10 protein-coding genes are annotated in these 16,873 nt (G+C 71.8%); 9 read left to right on the top strand and 1 reads right to left on the bottom strand.

The features are described 5' to 3' along the window. Window positions 1-126 precede the first annotated feature (126 nt). The 5 genes from pelF to secA all read left to right on the top strand — a co-directional run bounded on the left by pelF (window position 127) and on the right by secA (window position 7,777). A complete protein-coding gene (pelF, locus tag ABH925_RS27530; protein ID WP_370151904.1) occupies window positions 127-1,605 on the top strand; it encodes a GT4 family glycosyltransferase PelF in 1,479 nt (492 codons plus the stop codon). Continuing rightward, window positions 1,602-3,041 carry a hypothetical protein gene (locus ABH925_RS27525; protein ID WP_370151902.1) on the top strand — a complete coding sequence of 480 codons (1,440 nt, stop codon included), beginning with the start codon at window positions 1,602-1,604 and terminating at the stop codon, window positions 3,039-3,041. Before pelF ends, ABH925_RS27525 begins: the two co-directional genes overlap by 4 nt. Next, on the top strand, window positions 3,038-3,739 hold the full coding sequence (locus tag ABH925_RS27520) for a spherulation-specific family 4 protein (RefSeq protein WP_370151900.1): 702 nt from the start codon (window positions 3,038-3,040) through the stop codon (window positions 3,737-3,739). Before ABH925_RS27525 ends, ABH925_RS27520 begins: the two co-directional genes overlap by 4 nt. Beyond that, window positions 3,739-4,734, top strand: coding sequence for an endo alpha-1,4 polygalactosaminidase (locus tag ABH925_RS27515; protein WP_370151898.1), 996 nt, complete (start codon window positions 3,739-3,741; stop codon window positions 4,732-4,734). The genes ABH925_RS27520 and ABH925_RS27515 overlap by 1 nt, the downstream gene beginning before the upstream one ends. A 274-nt stretch (window positions 4,735-5,008) precedes the next feature. Continuing rightward, the gene (gene secA / locus ABH925_RS27510; protein ID WP_370151896.1) at window positions 5,009-7,777 is read left to right on the top strand and encodes a preprotein translocase subunit SecA; all 2,769 of its coding nucleotides are present in this window, start codon (window positions 5,009-5,011) and stop codon (window positions 7,775-7,777) included. A 56-nt stretch (window positions 7,778-7,833) separates the two neighbouring features. On the opposite strand, the gene ABH925_RS27505 is transcribed toward secA, so the two are convergent. After that, the gene (locus ABH925_RS27505) at window positions 7,834-8,310 is read right to left on the bottom strand and encodes an Rv3235 family protein (RefSeq protein ID WP_370151894.1); all 477 of its coding nucleotides are present in this window, start codon (window positions 8,308-8,310) and stop codon (window positions 7,834-7,836) included. A 320-nt stretch (window positions 8,311-8,630) separates the two neighbouring features. On the opposite strand from ABH925_RS27505, the gene ABH925_RS27500 reads away from it, so the two are divergent. From ABH925_RS27500 to ABH925_RS27485, 4 genes are all read left to right on the top strand, one after another. Next, window positions 8,631-9,149: a hypothetical protein gene (locus tag ABH925_RS27500; RefSeq protein ID WP_370151892.1), complete on the top strand. Its 519-nt coding sequence runs from the start codon at window positions 8,631-8,633 to the stop codon at window positions 9,147-9,149. 29 nt (window positions 9,150-9,178) lie between these two features. After that, window positions 9,179-9,838 carry an HAD family hydrolase gene (locus tag ABH925_RS27495; protein WP_370151891.1) on the top strand — a complete coding sequence of 220 codons (660 nt, stop codon included), beginning with the start codon at window positions 9,179-9,181 and terminating at the stop codon, window positions 9,836-9,838. Window positions 9,839-9,851: 13 nt separating this feature from the next. Then, a complete protein-coding gene (gene pruA / locus ABH925_RS27490) occupies window positions 9,852-11,477 on the top strand; it encodes an L-glutamate gamma-semialdehyde dehydrogenase (protein ID WP_370151889.1) in 1,626 nt (541 codons plus the stop codon). Window positions 11,478-11,779: 302 nt separating this feature from the next. Beyond that, window positions 11,780-16,711, top strand: a complete 4,932-nt coding sequence (locus ABH925_RS27485) for an NAD-glutamate dehydrogenase (protein ID WP_370151887.1) — start codon at window positions 11,780-11,782, stop codon at window positions 16,709-16,711. The last annotated feature ends 162 nt before the right edge of the window (window positions 16,712-16,873 follow it).

Genomic DNA, 16,873 nt, shown 5'->3' with positions numbered 1-16,873 from the left:
CACCGCCGGAGCGCGCCGACCACCACGACCTGCCGACCACCACGACTTGCCGACCACCACGACTTGCCGACCACCACGACTTGCCGACCACTCAGCACGCCGCGGCACGAGGGGGCTTGCAGCACCATGAACGGACCACCCGAGGTCACCCTGCTCACCGAGGGCACCTACCCCTACGCGCACGGCGGGGTGAGTGTCTGGTGCGACCAGCTCGTGCGCGGGATGCCCGACGTGCGGTTCCACGTCCTCGGCATCACCGGCAGCGGGAGTGAACCGCATGCCTGGGCGCTGCCGCCGAACGTCGCGTCGGTCAGCTCCGTCCCGCTGTGGGGGCGCACCCCGCAGGGGAAGGCGCCGCGCGGGCGCGCGCTGCGCCGGTTCCTGGCCGGCTACGAGCGCTTCCTGCTGTCGCTGCTCGACGCCGACTTCGAGCACCACTTCGCCGACGAGCTGTACGAGCTCGCCGAGTTCGCCCTCTCCGGCGGCTCCCTGTCCGCCGCGCTGCGCGGCGAGGACGCGCTGCGCTCGCTGCAGGCCCTGTGGCGGCGGCCGTTCCTGGCCACCCATCAGGCCCGGCCCACCGTGCACGACGCGCTGCAGGCCACCGACCTGCTGGAGCACGCGCTGCGGCCGCTGGCGGTGCAGCCGCCGAGCCGGGGTGTGGCGCACGCCGTCACCGGCGGCCTGGCGGTGCTGCCGGGGCTGACCGCCCGACGCTTCCACGGCGTTCCGCTGCTGCTCTCCGAACACGGCATCTACCTGCGGGAGCGTTATCTGAGCTATCGCAGCGCGCCGTACCGCTGGCCGGTCAAGGCGCTGATCCTCGGCTTCTTCCGGCTGCTCGCGACCGAGGGCTACCGGGGTGCGGACCTGATCACGCCGTGCAACCGCTACAACCGGCGCTGGGAGGAGCGCGGCGGCTGCGATCCGCAGCGGATCCGCACCGTCTACAACGGCGTCGACCCGGACCTGTTCCCCTTCGCCGGTCCCGAGCCCGAGGCACCGACCCTGAGCTGGGCCGGCCGGATCGACCCGATCAAGGACCTGGAGACGCTGATCGAGGCCTTCGCCCTGGTCCAGGCCGAGCTCCCGGACGCCCGGCTGCGGCTCTTCGGCGCCGCGCCGGCCGGCGGCGAGGTCTACCTGGAGCGGTGCCGGAAGCTGACGGTGGAGCTCGGCGTGGAGGAGGCCGTGGTCTTCGAGGGGCGGATCGACACCGTGCGGCACGCCTACGCGGCGGGCAGCGTGGTGATGCTGTCCAGCGTCTCCGAGGGCTTCCCGTTCAGCCTGATCGAGGCGATGGCCTGCGGCCGCCCCACCGTCTCCACCGACGTCGGCGGAGTACGCGAGGCGGTCGCCGACGCGGGCCTGGTGGTGCCGCCGCGCGAGCCGGAGGCGATGGCCCGGGCGGCGCTGGAGTTACTGCGGGACCGGCCCCGGCGGGCCGCCCTGGGGGAGGCGGCCCGCACCAGGGTGATCGACCGGTTCACCCTGGGACGCACGGTCGCCACCTTCCGCGGCGTCTATGAGGCGCTGGCGGCCGATCCGCGCTCGGCCGCCTGGTCCCCGTCGGCCGAACCGGCGCTGGCGAGGTGCTCGGCATGAGCGCGCACCTGGAACTGCTTCCGGGCCTGCGGCTGAGCCCGCTGGCACCGCGGCGGCCGCGACCGCCGCTCGCGGCCGTGCCGGTCGAGCGGGCGGCGGATCCGGTCGAGGAGGCGGCGCTGCGCTTCGGCGCGGTGGCCGCGACCGCGGTGCACCCCTTCGAGGTCGCCGCCGCCATCGAGGCCGAGGGGATGAGCGACCGTCAGGTCCAGCACCGGTACGGGCGCGTGGACGCCTTCCAGCTCGCCGAGGACCTCTACGCGGACACTCCGCGCAGCTACCCCGAGCCCGAGCAGGCGCCGTCCCCCTGGTCCGCGCCGCTGTCCCGCAGCCTGTTGCGCGGCGTCCTGTACGCGCTGCCCGGCCTGGCCTTCCCGCTCGCCGGGCCGCTGTTCGCCGGCCCGGCCGACGCCTGCGGGCTGCCGCACGGTGCCTTCGCGCTGGCGCTGTCCGTGCTGGTGCACTGGGCCTGGAACCAGGCGCTGGCCCATCGCACCCACACCTGGCTGGGCCGGGGCGGCAGCCGCGCCGCCGCCCGCTGCCTGCTGCTCGGGACCGGGACCGGGGTGATCCTCGGCTGGGGCGCCGCAGTGCTGGCCGCGCTGCTCTGGGAGCGGGGCAGTGCCGGGGTGCTGCTGTTCTGCCTGGCCCAGTCCTGCTCGATGGCCTTCTCCTGCGTCCTGCTGGTGCTGGGCCGTGAGTCGGTGCTGTTGCGGGCGCTCGCGCCGGGCGCGCTGTGCGGCGCGGCGGTGCTGCTGGGGCTGCTGCGGCCGTCGCCGCTCACCAGCGCACTGCTGCTGCTGTCGCTGGCGCTGACCTGCCGCGAGGCCCTGCGGGAGCTGAGCGTCCTGCGTGGCCGGGGAGCCCCGGAGGCCGGGTGGTCCGGTGCCGCCGTCGACCCGGTTCCGCCGTTGCGGGCCTCGCTGCCGCACGGGCTCTTCGGCGTCGCGATGTCGCTGCTCACGCTGGGCGTGGCGGTGCACGCGGGGCGGATCGACCCGGCCCCCACGGTGGCGCTCACGGTCAGCATGGGCCCGGCCGAGTGGCTGCTGTACGGCTACCGGGACCGGGTGCACGGGGCGCTGCGGCTGGCCAGGACGGTGCGGGGCTTCGCCCTGCTGTCGGCCGGATCCGTGCTGGTGGGGCTCGGCAGCTACCTGGGCGTGCTGGCCGTGCTCAGCGGTGCGATGGTCGCCGCCACCGCCGGTGACGGGCTCGGCCGACAGCTTCCCGCGCTGCTCGCGCTCGGCGCGGCGCTGTGGACCGCGCTGCTGCTGCAGGCCACCGGGGCGCTGTGGGCGGCCATCGGCGTCTGCCTGCCGGCGGCCCTTGCGGCTGTGGCAGGCGTGGCCGAGGGCCTGGTGGGAACGGTCGCCGCAGCGCTGCTGCTGCTGATCGCCTGCCGCACGCTGGGGCGGGTGACGGTGCACCGATGAGCGGCGATCCGTTGCGGACGGCCGGCGCGCTGCTGGTCCCCGCGTATATGCACCCCGGTGCCGAACCCGGGCCCTGGCGGGCGCTGCCGGCGTCGGCCGCGTCCCTGGCCGGGGTGATCCTCAACCCGGCCAGCGGCCCCGACCTGCGGCCCCGGCCGGAGTTCCAGGAGGTGGCGGCGGCACTGCGGGACGCCCGGGTACCGGTGCTCGGCTATGTCGACACCGCCTACGGCCGGCGCGGGCACCACGAGGTGACCCGGGAGGTCGCCGCGCACCGCGAGTGGTACCAGGTGGACGGTGTCTTCTTCGATCAGGTCTCCGCCGACGCCGACCTGCTGGCGCACTACCGCCGGCTCGCCATCGCGGCGCGTTCGCTGGACGCACTCCGGATCGTCCTCAACCCGGGCACGCACCCGGACGACGGCTACGCCGGGATCGCCGACCTGGTGATCACCTTCGAGGGCGACTGGGCGAGCTACCGCAGCGCCGCCGCGCCGCCGAGCTGGGTGGCCGCACATCCGCCGGAGCGCTTCGGCCACCTGGTGCACGGCTGCCCGGCGGCGCACTGCGCCGAGGTGGCGGCGCTGGCGGCGGAGCGGCACGCCGCGGTCAGCTACGCCACGCCGGGCAGTGGCGGCAACCCGTGGGGCGAGCTGATGCCGCAGCTTCTCGGTGCCGCCCCGGAGGTGATCGGGTGATGCGGGCCACCGCCGCGACCGCCGACGGTACCGCCCGCCGGGCAGCCGTCCGCCGGGCCGCCCGCGCCACGGTGAGCACCGCCGTCCTGGCGGTGCTGCTGCTCCTGGCCGGTTGCGACGCACCCGCCGCACGGCCACCGCAGTCGCCGTCACCGCCGTCCTCCGCGCGGCCGCCGTCCGGCACGGGCCCGGCACCGTCCGGCACCGTGCCCGGCCCGACCCCGACTCCGCCGACCACGACCCCGACGACCCCGGGCGCCGGCGGGACCCGCGGCGGCAGTGCGGACGGCGGCGCGGCCCGCTGGCAGCCGCGCCCCGGCACCAGCTGGCAGTGGCAGCTGACCGGTCCGGTGGACACCGGGGTCGACGCGGCGGTCTACGACGTCGACGGCTTCGACGTCGGCGCCGGTGTCGTCGCCACCCTGCACGCCGAGGGCCGGAAGGTCGTCTGCTACCTCAACGCCGGTGCCTACGAGGACTTCCGCCCGGACCACGGGCGGTACCCGTCCGCGCTGCTGGGAGCCGACAACGGCTGGCCGGGGGAGCGCTGGCTGGACATCCGTCAGCGCGCGCTGCTGGCCCCGCTGCTGTCGGCGCGCCTGGACATGTGCCGGGCCAAGGGCTTCGACGCGGTGGAGCCGGACAACGTCGACGGCTACACCAACGACACCGGCTTCCCGCTCACCGCCGACGACCAGCTGGCCTTCAACCGGATGGTGGCCGGACTCGCGCATGCCCGGGGGCTGGCCGTCGGCCTGAAGAACGACCTCGACCAGCTGCCCGACCTGGTCGGGGACTTCGACTTCGCCGTGGACGAGCAGTGCGCCGAGTTCCACGAGTGCGACGCGCTGACCCCCTTCGTCGCGGCCGGCAAGGCGGTGTTCGAGGCCGAGTACGCCCTGCCGACCAGCGATTTCTGCGCGGACGCGGCGCGGCTGCGGTTCAGCGCGATCCTGAAGCACCTCTCGCTGGACTCCTGGCGGGAGACCTGCTGACCGATGCACGCTCAGGCCGGAGCGGGACCGTCCCGATCCGATCAGATCGTCCCCGGCGTCCCGCCCTCTCGGTGAAATGACTGTTATGCCCGATGTGGGCGTGTACGGGGATGCCACTCGCACGGGTGACACCCAGCTGGTCTGCTGACGGACCTCCCGACCGGCTCGTTTCCTCGCATACGATGGCCACGCGGTGGTGTCGGTCTCCATCGCCCGTGCGCGGAAACCCAGTGCACAGCCCGCCCAGTGCCTCCCAGGCAAGGAGCCAGCCCACGTGTCCGTCTTCGACAAGATCCTGCGCGCAGGCGAAGGCAAGATCCTTCGCAAGCTGAACCGTATTGTCGCCCAGGTCAACTCCATCGAAGAGGACTTCGTCAACCTCACGGACGCCGAGCTGCGCGCACTCACCGCCGAGTACAAGGAGCGGTACGCGGACGGCGAGTCGCTGGACGACCTCCTCCCCGAGGCCTTCGCCACCGTGCGTGAGGCCGCCAAGCGCACCCTCGGGCAGCGGCACTACGACGTCCAGATCATGGGCGGCGCCGCCCTGCACTTCGGGTACGTCGCCGAGATGCGCACCGGTGAGGGCAAGACCCTGGTCGGCACCCTCCCCACCTACCTGAACGCGCTGTCCGGCAAGGGCGTGCACCTGATCACCACCAACGACTACCTCGCCGAGCGCGACTCGGAGTGGATGGGCCGGGTGCACCGCTTCCTCGACCTGGAGGTCGGCTGCATCCTGGCGAACATGTCGCCGACCGAGCGCCGCCAGCAGTACGGCTGCGACATCACCTACGGCACCAACAACGAGTTCGGCTTCGACTACCTCCGCGACAACATGGCGTGGTCGCAGGACGAACTGGTGCAGCGCGGCCACAACTTCGCGGTGGTCGACGAGGTCGACTCGATCCTGATCGACGAGGCCCGTACCCCGCTGATCATCTCCGGCCCGGCCGACCAGGCGACCAAGTGGTACGGCGACTTCGCCAAGCTGGTCAACCGCCTCAAGATCGACCGCGACTACGAGGTCGACGAGAAGAAGCGCACCGTCGGCGTGCTGGAGGAGGGCGTCACCCGGGTCGAGGACTACCTGGGCATCGACAACCTCTACGAGTCGGTGAACACCCCGCTGGTGGGCTTCCTGAACAACGCCATCAAGGCCAAGGAGCTCTACAAGAAGGACAAGGACTACGTCGTCATGAACGGCGAGGTCCTGATCGTCGACGAGCACACCGGCCGTGTGCTGGCCGGCCGTCGCTACAACGAGGGCATGCACCAGGCGATCGAGGCCAAGGAGGGGGTGGAGGTCCAGAACGAGAACCAGACCCTGGCCACCATCACCCTGCAGAACTTCTTCCGCCTGTACGACAAGCTCTCCGGGATGACCGGTACCGCGCAGACCGAGGCGGCCGAGTTCCACCAGATCTACAAGCTGGGCGTCGTCCCGATCCCGACCAACAAGGACCCGCGCCGGGTCGACCAGCCCGACCTGATCTACAAGTCCGAGCCGGCCAAGTTCGCGGCCGTGGTCGAGGACATCGTGGACAAGCACGAGAAGGGTCAGCCGATCCTGGTCGGCACCACCAGCGTGGAGAAGTCCGAGTACCTGTCGCAGGAGCTGCGCAAGCGCGGCGTCCAGCACGAGGTGCTCAACGCCAAGCAGCACGAGCGCGAGGCGCAGGTCGTCGCCCAGGCCGGTCGCCGGGGCGCGGTCACCGTGGCCACCAACATGGCCGGCCGAGGCACCGACATCATGCTGGGCGGCAACCCCGAGCACCTGGCCTCCGCCGAGCTGGCGCAGCGCGGCCTCTCCCCGGTGGACACTCCGGAGGAGTACGAGGCCGCCTGGGGCGACGCGCTGGAGAAGGCCAAGTCCGCGGTCAAGGCCGAGCAGGAGGAGGTCCAGGGCCTGGGCGGCCTCTACGTGCTGGGGACCGAGCGGCACGAGTCGCGCCGGATCGACAACCAGCTGCGCGGCCGTTCCGGCCGTCAGGGCGACCCGGGCGAGTCCCGCTTCTACCTCTCGCTGGGCGATGACCTGATGCGCCTGTTCAAGGCCGGCATGGTCGAGCGCGTGCTGTCGATGGCGAACGTCCCCGAGGACGTGCCGATCGAGTCCAAGATGGTGACCCGCGCCATCGCCTCCGCGCAGACCCAGGTCGAGCAGCAGAACTTCGAGATCCGCAAGAACGTCCTGAAGTACGACGAGGTGCTCAGCCGTCAGCGCGAGGTCATCTACGGCGAGCGCCGCCGGGTCCTGGAGGGCGAGGACCTGCGCGAGCAGATCGACCACTTCATGGACGACACCATCAACGCGTACGTGACCAACGCCACCGCCGACGGCTTCGCCGAGGACTGGGACCTGGACAAGCTCTGGACCGCGCTGGGCCAGCTCTACCCGATCAGCCTCTCGGTCGCAGACCTGGAGGACGAGAGCGGGGACCGCTCCTCGCTGACCGCGGAGCTGCTCGCCGAGGCCGTCAAGGAGGACCTGCACGCGAAGTACGTCGAGCGCGAGGAGCAGCTCGGCGAGAACGTGATGCGGGAGCTGGAGCGCCGGGTCGTGCTCTCGGTGCTGGACCGCCGCTGGCGCGAGCACCTCTACGAGATGGACTACCTCCAGGAGGGCATCGGCATGCGGGCGCTGGCCCAGCGTGACCCCCTGGTCGAGTACCAGCGTGAGGGCTTCGACATGTTCGCCGCCATGATGGAGGGCATCAAGGAGGAGTCCGTCGGCTACCTGTTCAACCTGGAGGTCCAGGTCGAGCAGCAGGTCGAGGAGGTCCCGGTGGACGCCGCCGCCGACGCGGTCCAGCTCGACAAGGCGCCTGAAGACGTCCGCCCGACCCTGCGCGCCAAGGGCCTGGAGGCCCCGCAGCGTCCGGACCGGCTGCACTACACCGCGCCCACGGTGGACGGCGAGGGCGGCGTGATCGAGGGCGACTTCGCCACCGGTGAGCCCGAGGACGCCGTGGACGGCGAGGGCGGCACCCGCGCCGAGCGCCGCAAGGCCGCCAAGGGCGGTCGTCGCCGCAAGAAGTGACGCCGCGGTAGAAGACGCCGCGGTACAGGACGCGGCAGTAGTACCGGCATGGCGGTTCACCACCTGGTTTCCAGGGCGGTGAACCGCCATGCCGGTTCCGGCCTGCGTGGCACCCGGCGCAGCTCCAGCCGGAAGGCCAGCATCTCCACCCGCTCGCCGAGTGCCACCGCCGCGGTGACCTCCAGGACGCCCGGCGCGGGGGAGTCGTCGAAGACCCGCCCCAGCACCGGCAGCGCGTCGCCCGGGCCGCGCAGCGCCCGCCGCCGGACCAGGGTGCGGACGTCGTCGTAGACGTCCTCGGTGGTCAGCGCGGCGAGCTGGTCGCAGACCCGGTGTCCGCTGAGCACCTCGACCAGCCGCCGGGCGTAGTGTCCGGCCAGCGCGTTGTCCCGGGTGCGGGTCGGTGCGGCGCCGCCGGGCCGGGCCCGGACCGCGCCCACGCCGTGCACCCGCCCCACCCGCACCCCGGTCGGCGCGGCGTTCTGTCGTGAGCTGTCGTGTCGTGAGCTGTCGTGGTGTGCGGTCTGGACCATGACGGTCACCCCCGTCGTCGTTGCCGGGTGCTGCCTGTGCCGACTGTGGTACCGGCTGGGGCGGACGGCGACAAGGGATCGGCACCGGTGTCGCCGAGAGCCGACAAGTTCACCTATCCGAGTGAAAACAAGCGCCTGAGCTGGGCTGATACCGCAGTGGTCGTACTCCCCCCTCGCCGGGGCCGATCACTGAGAGCGATCTGATCGCACTCAATCGGTTACTCTCCGAAGGCATTCGTGTGCGCCGATGAGCGACCCCCTGCGCCGCCTATGCTGGACGACGGAATCCATCCCCCTCCCTGTCACCCCGGAGCGCCCCGATGCGCGTGTACGTCCCCACCACCCTGAACGCACTCGCCCAGGCGCACGCCGACGGAATACTCGGCACCGCGCCGCTGCGGGCCTACGCGGTCACCCCGGCGCTGCGGGAGTGGTACCTGAGCGACGACATCGAGGAACTGGAGTACGCCGCCCTGGTGCGTGCCGCGCAGTCCTCGCTGCGGTTGCTGGCCGAGGACGCCAAGGCCCCGCGCCGCCGGGTGGTCGTCGCCCTGGACGTCCCGGACCAGGTGGTGGCCCTGCGGGTGGACGCCGAGCACCAGGACGCCGCCGCCGAGCTCGGCGCGGTGACCCTCACCGAGACGCTGCGGCTGGCCAAGGCCGCCGCGGTGCACGCCGACGCGGACGACCCCGAGGTGTGCGAGGACGTCGCGGCCGCGGCGGAGGCGGTGGCCGCGGCCGACGCCGGGGACGAGGACGCCCGCTTCACCGTCGACGGCGCGGAGGACCACGAGCTGATGTGGTTCGCGACCCAGGAGATCCCCTCCCTGTTGGCCTGACCGCCCCCGTCGCCGGGTACCGTGCGGACATGCGCGCACACCTGGTCTGGGACTGGAACGGCACCCTCTTCGACGACGTGGAGGCCGTGGTGGCGGCGAGCAACGCCGCCATGGCCGAGATCGACCTTGCCCCGCTGACGGTCGAGGAGTACCGCGAGCGCTACCGGATACCGGTCATCGACTTCTACGTGGCGTTGCTGGGTCGCCGGCCCTCGCCGGAGGAGTGGGAGCGGATGGACGCCTCGTTCCACCGTCACTACAGCGACCGCCGCGACGGCTGCGGGCTGACCGCCGGGGCCGAGCGGGTGCTGCGGGACTGGTCCGGATCGCAGTCGCTGCTGTCGATGTACGGGCACGCCGAGCTGGTGCCGCTGGTGCGGCGGTTCGGTCTGGAGCGGCACTTCCTGCGGGTCGACGGCCGGGTCAGCGCCGGCGGGCTCAGCGGCAAGTCCGAGCATCTGGCCCGGCATCTGGAGGCGCTCGCCGCCCACGGCGACATCGTGCCGAGCCGCACCGTGCTGATCGGCGACGTGGTGGACGACGCCAGGGCCGCGGCGCACGTCGGTGCGCACGCGGTGCTCTTCGCCGGCGGCGCGCATGCCCGCAGGGACCTGGAGGCCGTCGGAGTTCCGGTGGCCGACACTCTCGACGAGGCCGTCGGCTACGCCAGAGAACTGGTCGAATCATGACAGCATGACCGATATGGACGCTGTCACGCAGGTTCCGGTACCCGTGAACGAGCCCATCCACGGGTACGCCCCCGGCAGCCCCGAGCGGGCCCGGATCGAGGCGGAGCTGACCCGGCAGGCGGGGGAGTTCGCAACGCTGTCGATGACCGTCGGCGGGGTGCAGCGGATGGGCGGCGGGACCCGGATCGAGGTGGCGCAGCCGCACCACCACAGCGCCAAGCTGGGCGTCATGGGCAATGCCACCCGCGAGGACGCCCAGCTGGCGGTGGACGCCGCGCTCGCCGCGGCCCCCGGCTGGCGCGAGCTGTCCTTCGACGACCGGGCCGCGATCTTCCTGCGGGCCGCCGACCTGCTGGCCGGGCCCTGGCGGGAGACCCTGGCTGCGGCGACCATGCTGGGCCAGTCCAAGACCGTGCAGCAGGCCGAGATCGACGCGCCCTGCGAACTGGTGGACTTCTGGCGCTGGAACGTGCACTTCGCCCGCAGGCTGCTGGAGGAGCAGCCGGTCAGCGGCCCGGGGGTGTGGAACCGCAGCGACCACCGGCCGCTGGAGGGGTTCGTCCTGGCGATCACGCCGTTCAACTTCACCGCCATCGCCGGGAACCTGCCCACCGCGCCGGCGCTGATGGGCAACACGGTGGTCTGGAAGCCGTCGCCGACGCAGACCCTGTCCGCCTGGTACACCCTGCGGCTGCTGGAGGCGGCCGGGCTGCCGCCCGGCGTGGTCAACCTGGTCACCGGGGACGGGCAGGCGCTGTCGCAGGTGGCGCTGAGCCACCCGGCGCTGGCCGGGATCCACTTCACCGGGTCGACCGGCACCTTCCAGCAGCTGTGGCGGACCGTCGGCGCCAACATCTCCGGCTACCGGGCCTATCCGCGCCTGGTCGGCGAGACCGGCGGCAAGGACTTCGTGGTCGCCCACCCCAGCGCGGACCCGGCGGTGCTGCGTACCGCGCTGATCCGCGGCGCCTTCGAGTACCAGGGCCAGAAGTGCTCCGCCGCGTCCCGCGCCTACGTCCCGCGCAGCGTCTGGCGGGCGATGAAGGACGACTTCCTGGACCAGGTGCGCGGGCTCAGCGTCGGGGACGTCACCGACTTCTCCAACTTCATGGGCGCGCTGATCGACGAGCGGGCCTACGCCAGGAACCGGGACGTGCTGGACCGGGCCCGGAACGACCACAGCCTGGATCTGGTGGCCGGCGGCCACTGCGACGACGCCATCGGCTACTTCGTCAGCCCCACCGTGGTGATGGCCACCGACCCCCGGCACGAGATGTTCTCCACCGAGTACTTCGGGCCGGTGCTGGCCGTGCACGTCTTCGAGGACGGCCGCTGGCAGCAGACCCTGGAGCAACTGGAGTCGGTCGCACCCTACGCGCTGACCGGCGCGGTGATCGCCCAGGACCGGGCGGCGATCAGCGGGGCGCTGCGCACGCTGCGTTTCGCGGCGGGCAACTTCTACGTCAACGACAAGCCGACCGGTGCGGTCGTCGGCCAGCAGCCCTTCGGCGGCGGGCGGGCCTCGGGCACCAACGACAAGGCGGGCTCCGCGCAGAACCTGCTGCGCTGGACCTCGACCAGGTCGATCAAGGAGACCTTCGTACCGCCCACCGACCACCGCTATCCGCACATGCGATGACGGTGCGTGTCCGGACGAAGGCGCTGCCCCGGCGGAACTCTCCCGGCAAGGGTGCCTTCTTGGACAACCCGTACAGCGCGGACCAAAGATCCTGACGCAGTGCACCGATCCGGCCCCTGACACTGCCCCCTACCCCGGTTAGGCTCGCCGGGAAACCTCGCGGAAGCGCGAAGTTCACCGGGGCATTCGCGTCCGTAACCGGACATGCGGAAGGATACGGACAGACCCGGTGAACGCGTGCGACACGTGGGACACGTACACCACCGAGTCACGCAACGGCGCGCGACAGGAGCCAGATAGCCATGCAGACCCAGCTGGACGCAGCGAAGGCCGAACTGCTCAGCAAGGCAACCGCCCAGGGTGACCGCCAGGGTGCCCAGGCGACGGGGATGGGCGACGGCGCCCTCTCCGCCTACCTGAAGCACTACTACCTGCACACCGCCCCCGAGGACCTGCTCGACCGGGAGCCGGTCGACGTCTTCGGCGCGGCGGCCTCCCACCACCGCCTGGCGGCGCACCGCCCGCAGGGCACCGCCGAGGTCCGGGTGCACACCCCCACGGCGGAGGAGAACGGGTGGTCCTGCGGCCACACCGTGGTGGAGATCGTCACCGACGACATGCCCTTCCTGGTCGACTCGGTCACCAACGAGCTCTCCCGCCAGGACCGGGCCATCCACGTGGTGATCCACCCGCAGCTCCTGGTCCGCCGTGACATCACCGGCAAGCTCCTGGAGATCCTGGACATCGACGCCTGTGCGGCGACCGGGCCCGACGCGCCGCAGGACGCCCAGCTCGAGTCCTGGATGCACATCGAGATCGACCGCGAGACCAACCGCGACGATCTGCGTGCCATCGAGGGCGACCTGCGCCGCGTCCTCGGTGACGTCCGCGAGGTCGTCGAGGACTGGGGCAAGATGCGCGACGGCGCGCTGCGGCTGGCCGAGAACCTGGGCGAGGCCCCGCCGGCGAAGATCCCGGCCACCGAGGTCGCCGAGGCCCAGGAGCTGCTGCGCTGGCTCTCCTCCGACCACTTCACCTTCCTCGGCTACCGCGAGTACGACCTGGTGCAGAACGAGGAGGGGGACGACCTGCTGCGGGCCGTCCCCGGTACCGGCCTGGGCGTCCTGCGCTCCGACCCGCGCGCGCACGCCCACGCCGGCGACACCATGTCCTCCGCCGCGTTCAGCCGGCTGACCGCGACCTCGCGGACCAAGGCGCGCGAGAAGAAGCTGCTGATCCTGACCAAGGCCAACAGCCGCTCCACCGTGCACCGCCCGTCCTACCTGGACTACGTGGGCGTCAAGAAGTTCGACGCGGACGGCAACGTGGTCGGCGAGCGCCGCTTCCTCGGCCTGTTCGACGCCGCCGCCTACAACGAGTCGGTCGGCCGCATCCCGGTGGTGCGCCGCAAGGTCCAGCAGGTCGTCGCCGGGTCCGGCTTCACCCCCGAGAGCCACGACGCCCGGGACCTGGTCCAGATCCTGGAGAACTACCCGCGCGACGAGCTGTTCCAGACGCCCGCCGACGAGCTGCTCCAGGTTGCGCTGAACGTCCTCTACCTGCAGGAGCGCCGCAAGCTGCGGCTGTTCCTGCGCCAGGACGAGTACGGCCGCTACTTCTCCGCGCTGGTCTACCTGCCCCGTGACCGCTACACCACCCGGGTGCGGCTGCGGCTGATGGACCTGCTGATGCGGGAGCTCGACGGCACCACCATCGACTACACCGTCTGGAACACCGAGTCGGTGCTGGCCCGGCTGCACTTCGTGATCCGGGTGGCGCCCGGCAGCGAGCTGCCGAAGCTCTCCGACGCCGACGTGGAGCGGCTGGAGGCCAAGCTCGCCGAGGCGGCCCGCTCCTGGATGGACGGTTTCGGCGAGGTGCTCACCCGCGAGTGCGGCGAGGAGCGCGCGTCCGAGATCCTGCACCGGTACGCCAACGCCTTCCCGGACGGTTACCGCGCGGACTTCACCGCGGCCACCGCCGTCGCCGACCTGCGCCGGCTGGAGTCGCTGACCGGTCCCACCGACTTCCGGCTCAACCTCTACCAGCCGGTCGACGCCGACGACGACCACCGCCGCTTCAAGATCTACTGGGTCGGCGGTTCGGTCTCGCTGAGCGACGTGCTGCCGGTGCTGCAGCGCCTCGGCGTCGAGGTGCTCGACGAGCACCCGTACGAGCTGCGCCGCAGCGACGGCACGGTGGCCTGGGTCTACGACTTCGGGCTGCGGCTGCGTCCGGAGGTGGCCTCCCAGCTCAACGAGGACGGCCGGGACCGCTTCCAGGAGGCCTTCGCCGCCGCCTGGACCGGCAAGGCCGAGAACGACGGCTTCAACTCGCTGATCCTGCGCGCCGGTCTGACCTGGCGTCAGGCCGTGGTGCTGCGCGCCTACGCCAAGTACCTGAGGCAGGCCGGGTCGACCTTTTCGCAGGACTACGTCGAGGACGCGCTCACCAACAACGTCCACACCACCCGGCTGCTGGTCAACCTGTTCGAGGCGCGGCTCTCGCCGGCCCACCGCTCCGGCGCGGACGAGCTGACCGACGGCATCCTGGAGGAGCTGGACGGCGCGCTCGACCAGGTGGTCAGCCTGGACGAGGACCGGATCCTGCGCTCCTTCCTCAGCATGATCAAGGCGACGCTGCGGACCAACTTCTTCCAGCGCGACCCGCAGACCGGTGAGCCGCACGCCTACGTGTCGATGAAGTTCGACCCGCAGGCCATCCCCGACCTGCCCGCGCCCCGCCCGGCCTACGAGATCTGGGTCTACTCGCCGCAGGTCGAGGGCGTGCACCTGCGCTTCGGCAAGGTCGCCCGAGGCGGGCTGCGCTGGTCCGACCGCCGCGAGGACTTCCGCACCGAGGTGCTGGGCCTGGTCAAGGCGCAGATGGTGAAGAACACCGTGATCGTGCCGGTCGGCTCCAAGGGCGGCTTCGTCGCCAAGCAGCTGCCGGACCCGTCGCTGGACCGGGCCGCCTGGCTGGCCGAGGGCATCGCGTCCTACAAGACCTTCATCTCCGGCCTGCTGGACATCACCGACAACCTGATCGCCGGTCAGGGCGTGGTGCCGCCCAAGGACGTGGTGCGGCACGACGGCGACGACACCTACCTGGTGGTCGCCGCCGACAAGGGCACCGCGACCTTCTCCGACATCGCCAACGAGGTCGCCGAGTCCTACGGCTTCTGGCTGGGTGACGCCTTCGCCTCCGGCGGCTCCGCCGGCTACGACCACAAGGGCATGGGCATCACCGCCAAGGGCGCCTGGGAGTCGGTGAAGCGGCACTTCCGCGAGCTGGGCCACGACACCCAGTCCGAGGACTTCACCGTGGTCGGCGTCGGCGACATGTCCGGCGACGTCTTCGGCAACGGGATGCTGCTCAGCGAGCACATCCGGCTGGTCGCGGCCTTCGACCACCGCAACATCTTCGTCGACCCCGCCCCGGACGCGGCCGCCTCCTTCGTGGAGCGCAGGCGGCTGTTCGACCTGCCGCGCAGCTCCTGGGAGGACTACGACGCCAAGCTGATCTCGGCCGGCGGCGGGATCTTCCCGCGCAGCGCCAAGTCGATCATGATCACCCCGCAGATGCGGGCCGCGCTGGGCATCGCGGACGGGGTCAGCCGGCTCACCCCGGCCGAGCTGATGAAGGCGATCCTGCTGTCCCCGGTCGACCTGCTGTGGAACGGCGGCATCGGCACCTACATCAAGGCCGCCACCGAGAACAACGCCGAGGTCGGCGACAAGGCCAACGACGCCATCCGGGTCAACGGCGCCGACCTGCGGGTCAAGGTGCTGGGCGAGGGCGGCAACCTGGGCGCCACCCAGCTGGGCCGGATCGAGTTCGCCCTGAACGGCGGCGCGGTGAACACCGACGCCATCGACAACTCGGCCGGCGTGGACACCTCCGACCACGAGGTGAACATCAAGATCCTGCTCAACCGGGTCGTCGCCGACGGCGACATGACGGTCAAGCAGCGCAACGCGCTGCTGGCCGAGATGACCGACGAGGTCGGCGCGCACGTGCTGACCAACAACTACGCGCAGAACGTCGCCCTGGCCAACGCCCACGCACAGGCGGCGAGCATGCTCGACGTCCACGCGCGGATGATGCGCCGGCTGGTCGCGGACGGCCACCTCAACCGGGCCCTGGAGTTCCTGCCCAACGGCTCGCAGATCCGCGAGCGCGCGGCGGCCGGCCGCGGGCTGACCCAGCCCGAGCTGTCGGTGCTGCTCGCCTACGTCAAGATCACCCTGGCGGACGAGATCCTCGCGTCCGACCTGCCCGAGGACGCCTACGTCCAGGGCAAGCTGCACCGCTACTTCCCGCAGCAGCTGCAGAGCGCCTTCGGGGAGCAGATCGACGCGCACGCCCTGCACCGCGAGATCATCACCACGGTGCTGGTCAACGAGACCGTCAACCGCGGCGGCTCCACCTTCGCCTTCCGGCTGAAGGAGGAGACCGGGGCGACGTACGAGGAGATCGTGCGCTCGCACACCGCGGCCCGGGCGATCTTCGACCTCAAGGGCATCTGGGCCGAGATCGAGGCCCTGGACACCAGGGTCCCGGCCGAGGTGCAGACCCGGATGCGGCTGCACAGCCGCCGCCTGGTCGAGCGCGCCACCCGCTGGCTGCTCAACAACGTCCGCCAGCCGCTGGACATCGCCGAGACCATCGAGGCGTTCCGGGAGCGCTGCAACCAGGTCTGGGGCCTGCTGCCGGACGTGCTGCGCGGCTCCGACCGCGAGTGGTTCGACTCCGTGTACGCGGAGCTGGCCGCCGCGGGCGTGCCGGTCACGCTGGCGGTCCGGGTCGCCGGACTCTCCTCCGCCTTCCCGTCGCTGGACGTCGTCGAGGTCGCCGACCGGACCAAGCAGGACGTCCGGACCGTCGCCGAGGTCTACTACGACCTCGCCGACCGGCTGACGATCACCGGCCTGCTGGACCGGATCATCGAACTGCCCCGCGGTGACCGCTGGCAGTCGATGGCGCGGGCCGCGATCCGCGAGGACCTCTTCGCCGCGCACGCGGTGCTGACCGCCGAACTGCTCGGCCACGGCACCGCGGAGTCCACCCCGGAGGAGCGTTTCGAGGCCTGGGTCGGCACCAACGCCACCCTGGTCAACCGGGCCCGGACCACGCTCGACGACATAAGGAGTGCGGAGTCCTACGACCTCGCGAACCTCAGCGTCGCGATGCGGACCTTCCGTACCCTGCTGCGCACCGGGTCGATGCGCTGATCCGTCGGCGCCGACCGGTCACCGGGGGCGCGTACCCGGCTCGTTGGAGCCGAGTACGCGCCCCCGGTCCGTGCGTTCCTCCGTGCACTCTGGTGTCTCCCCTCAAGCCCGTCGCGTTCACCGGGTGAACGCTGCGCGATCCCTTGGCGCGCGCGTCCGTGC

Origin of the sequence: Streptacidiphilus sp. EB129 (genome assembly GCF_041262645.1) — a bacterium.
In the GTDB taxonomy this organism is placed as follows: Bacteria; Actinomycetota; Actinomycetes; order Streptomycetales; family Streptomycetaceae; genus Streptacidiphilus.
This window is presented reverse-complemented; position numbering and strand designations above follow the sequence as displayed.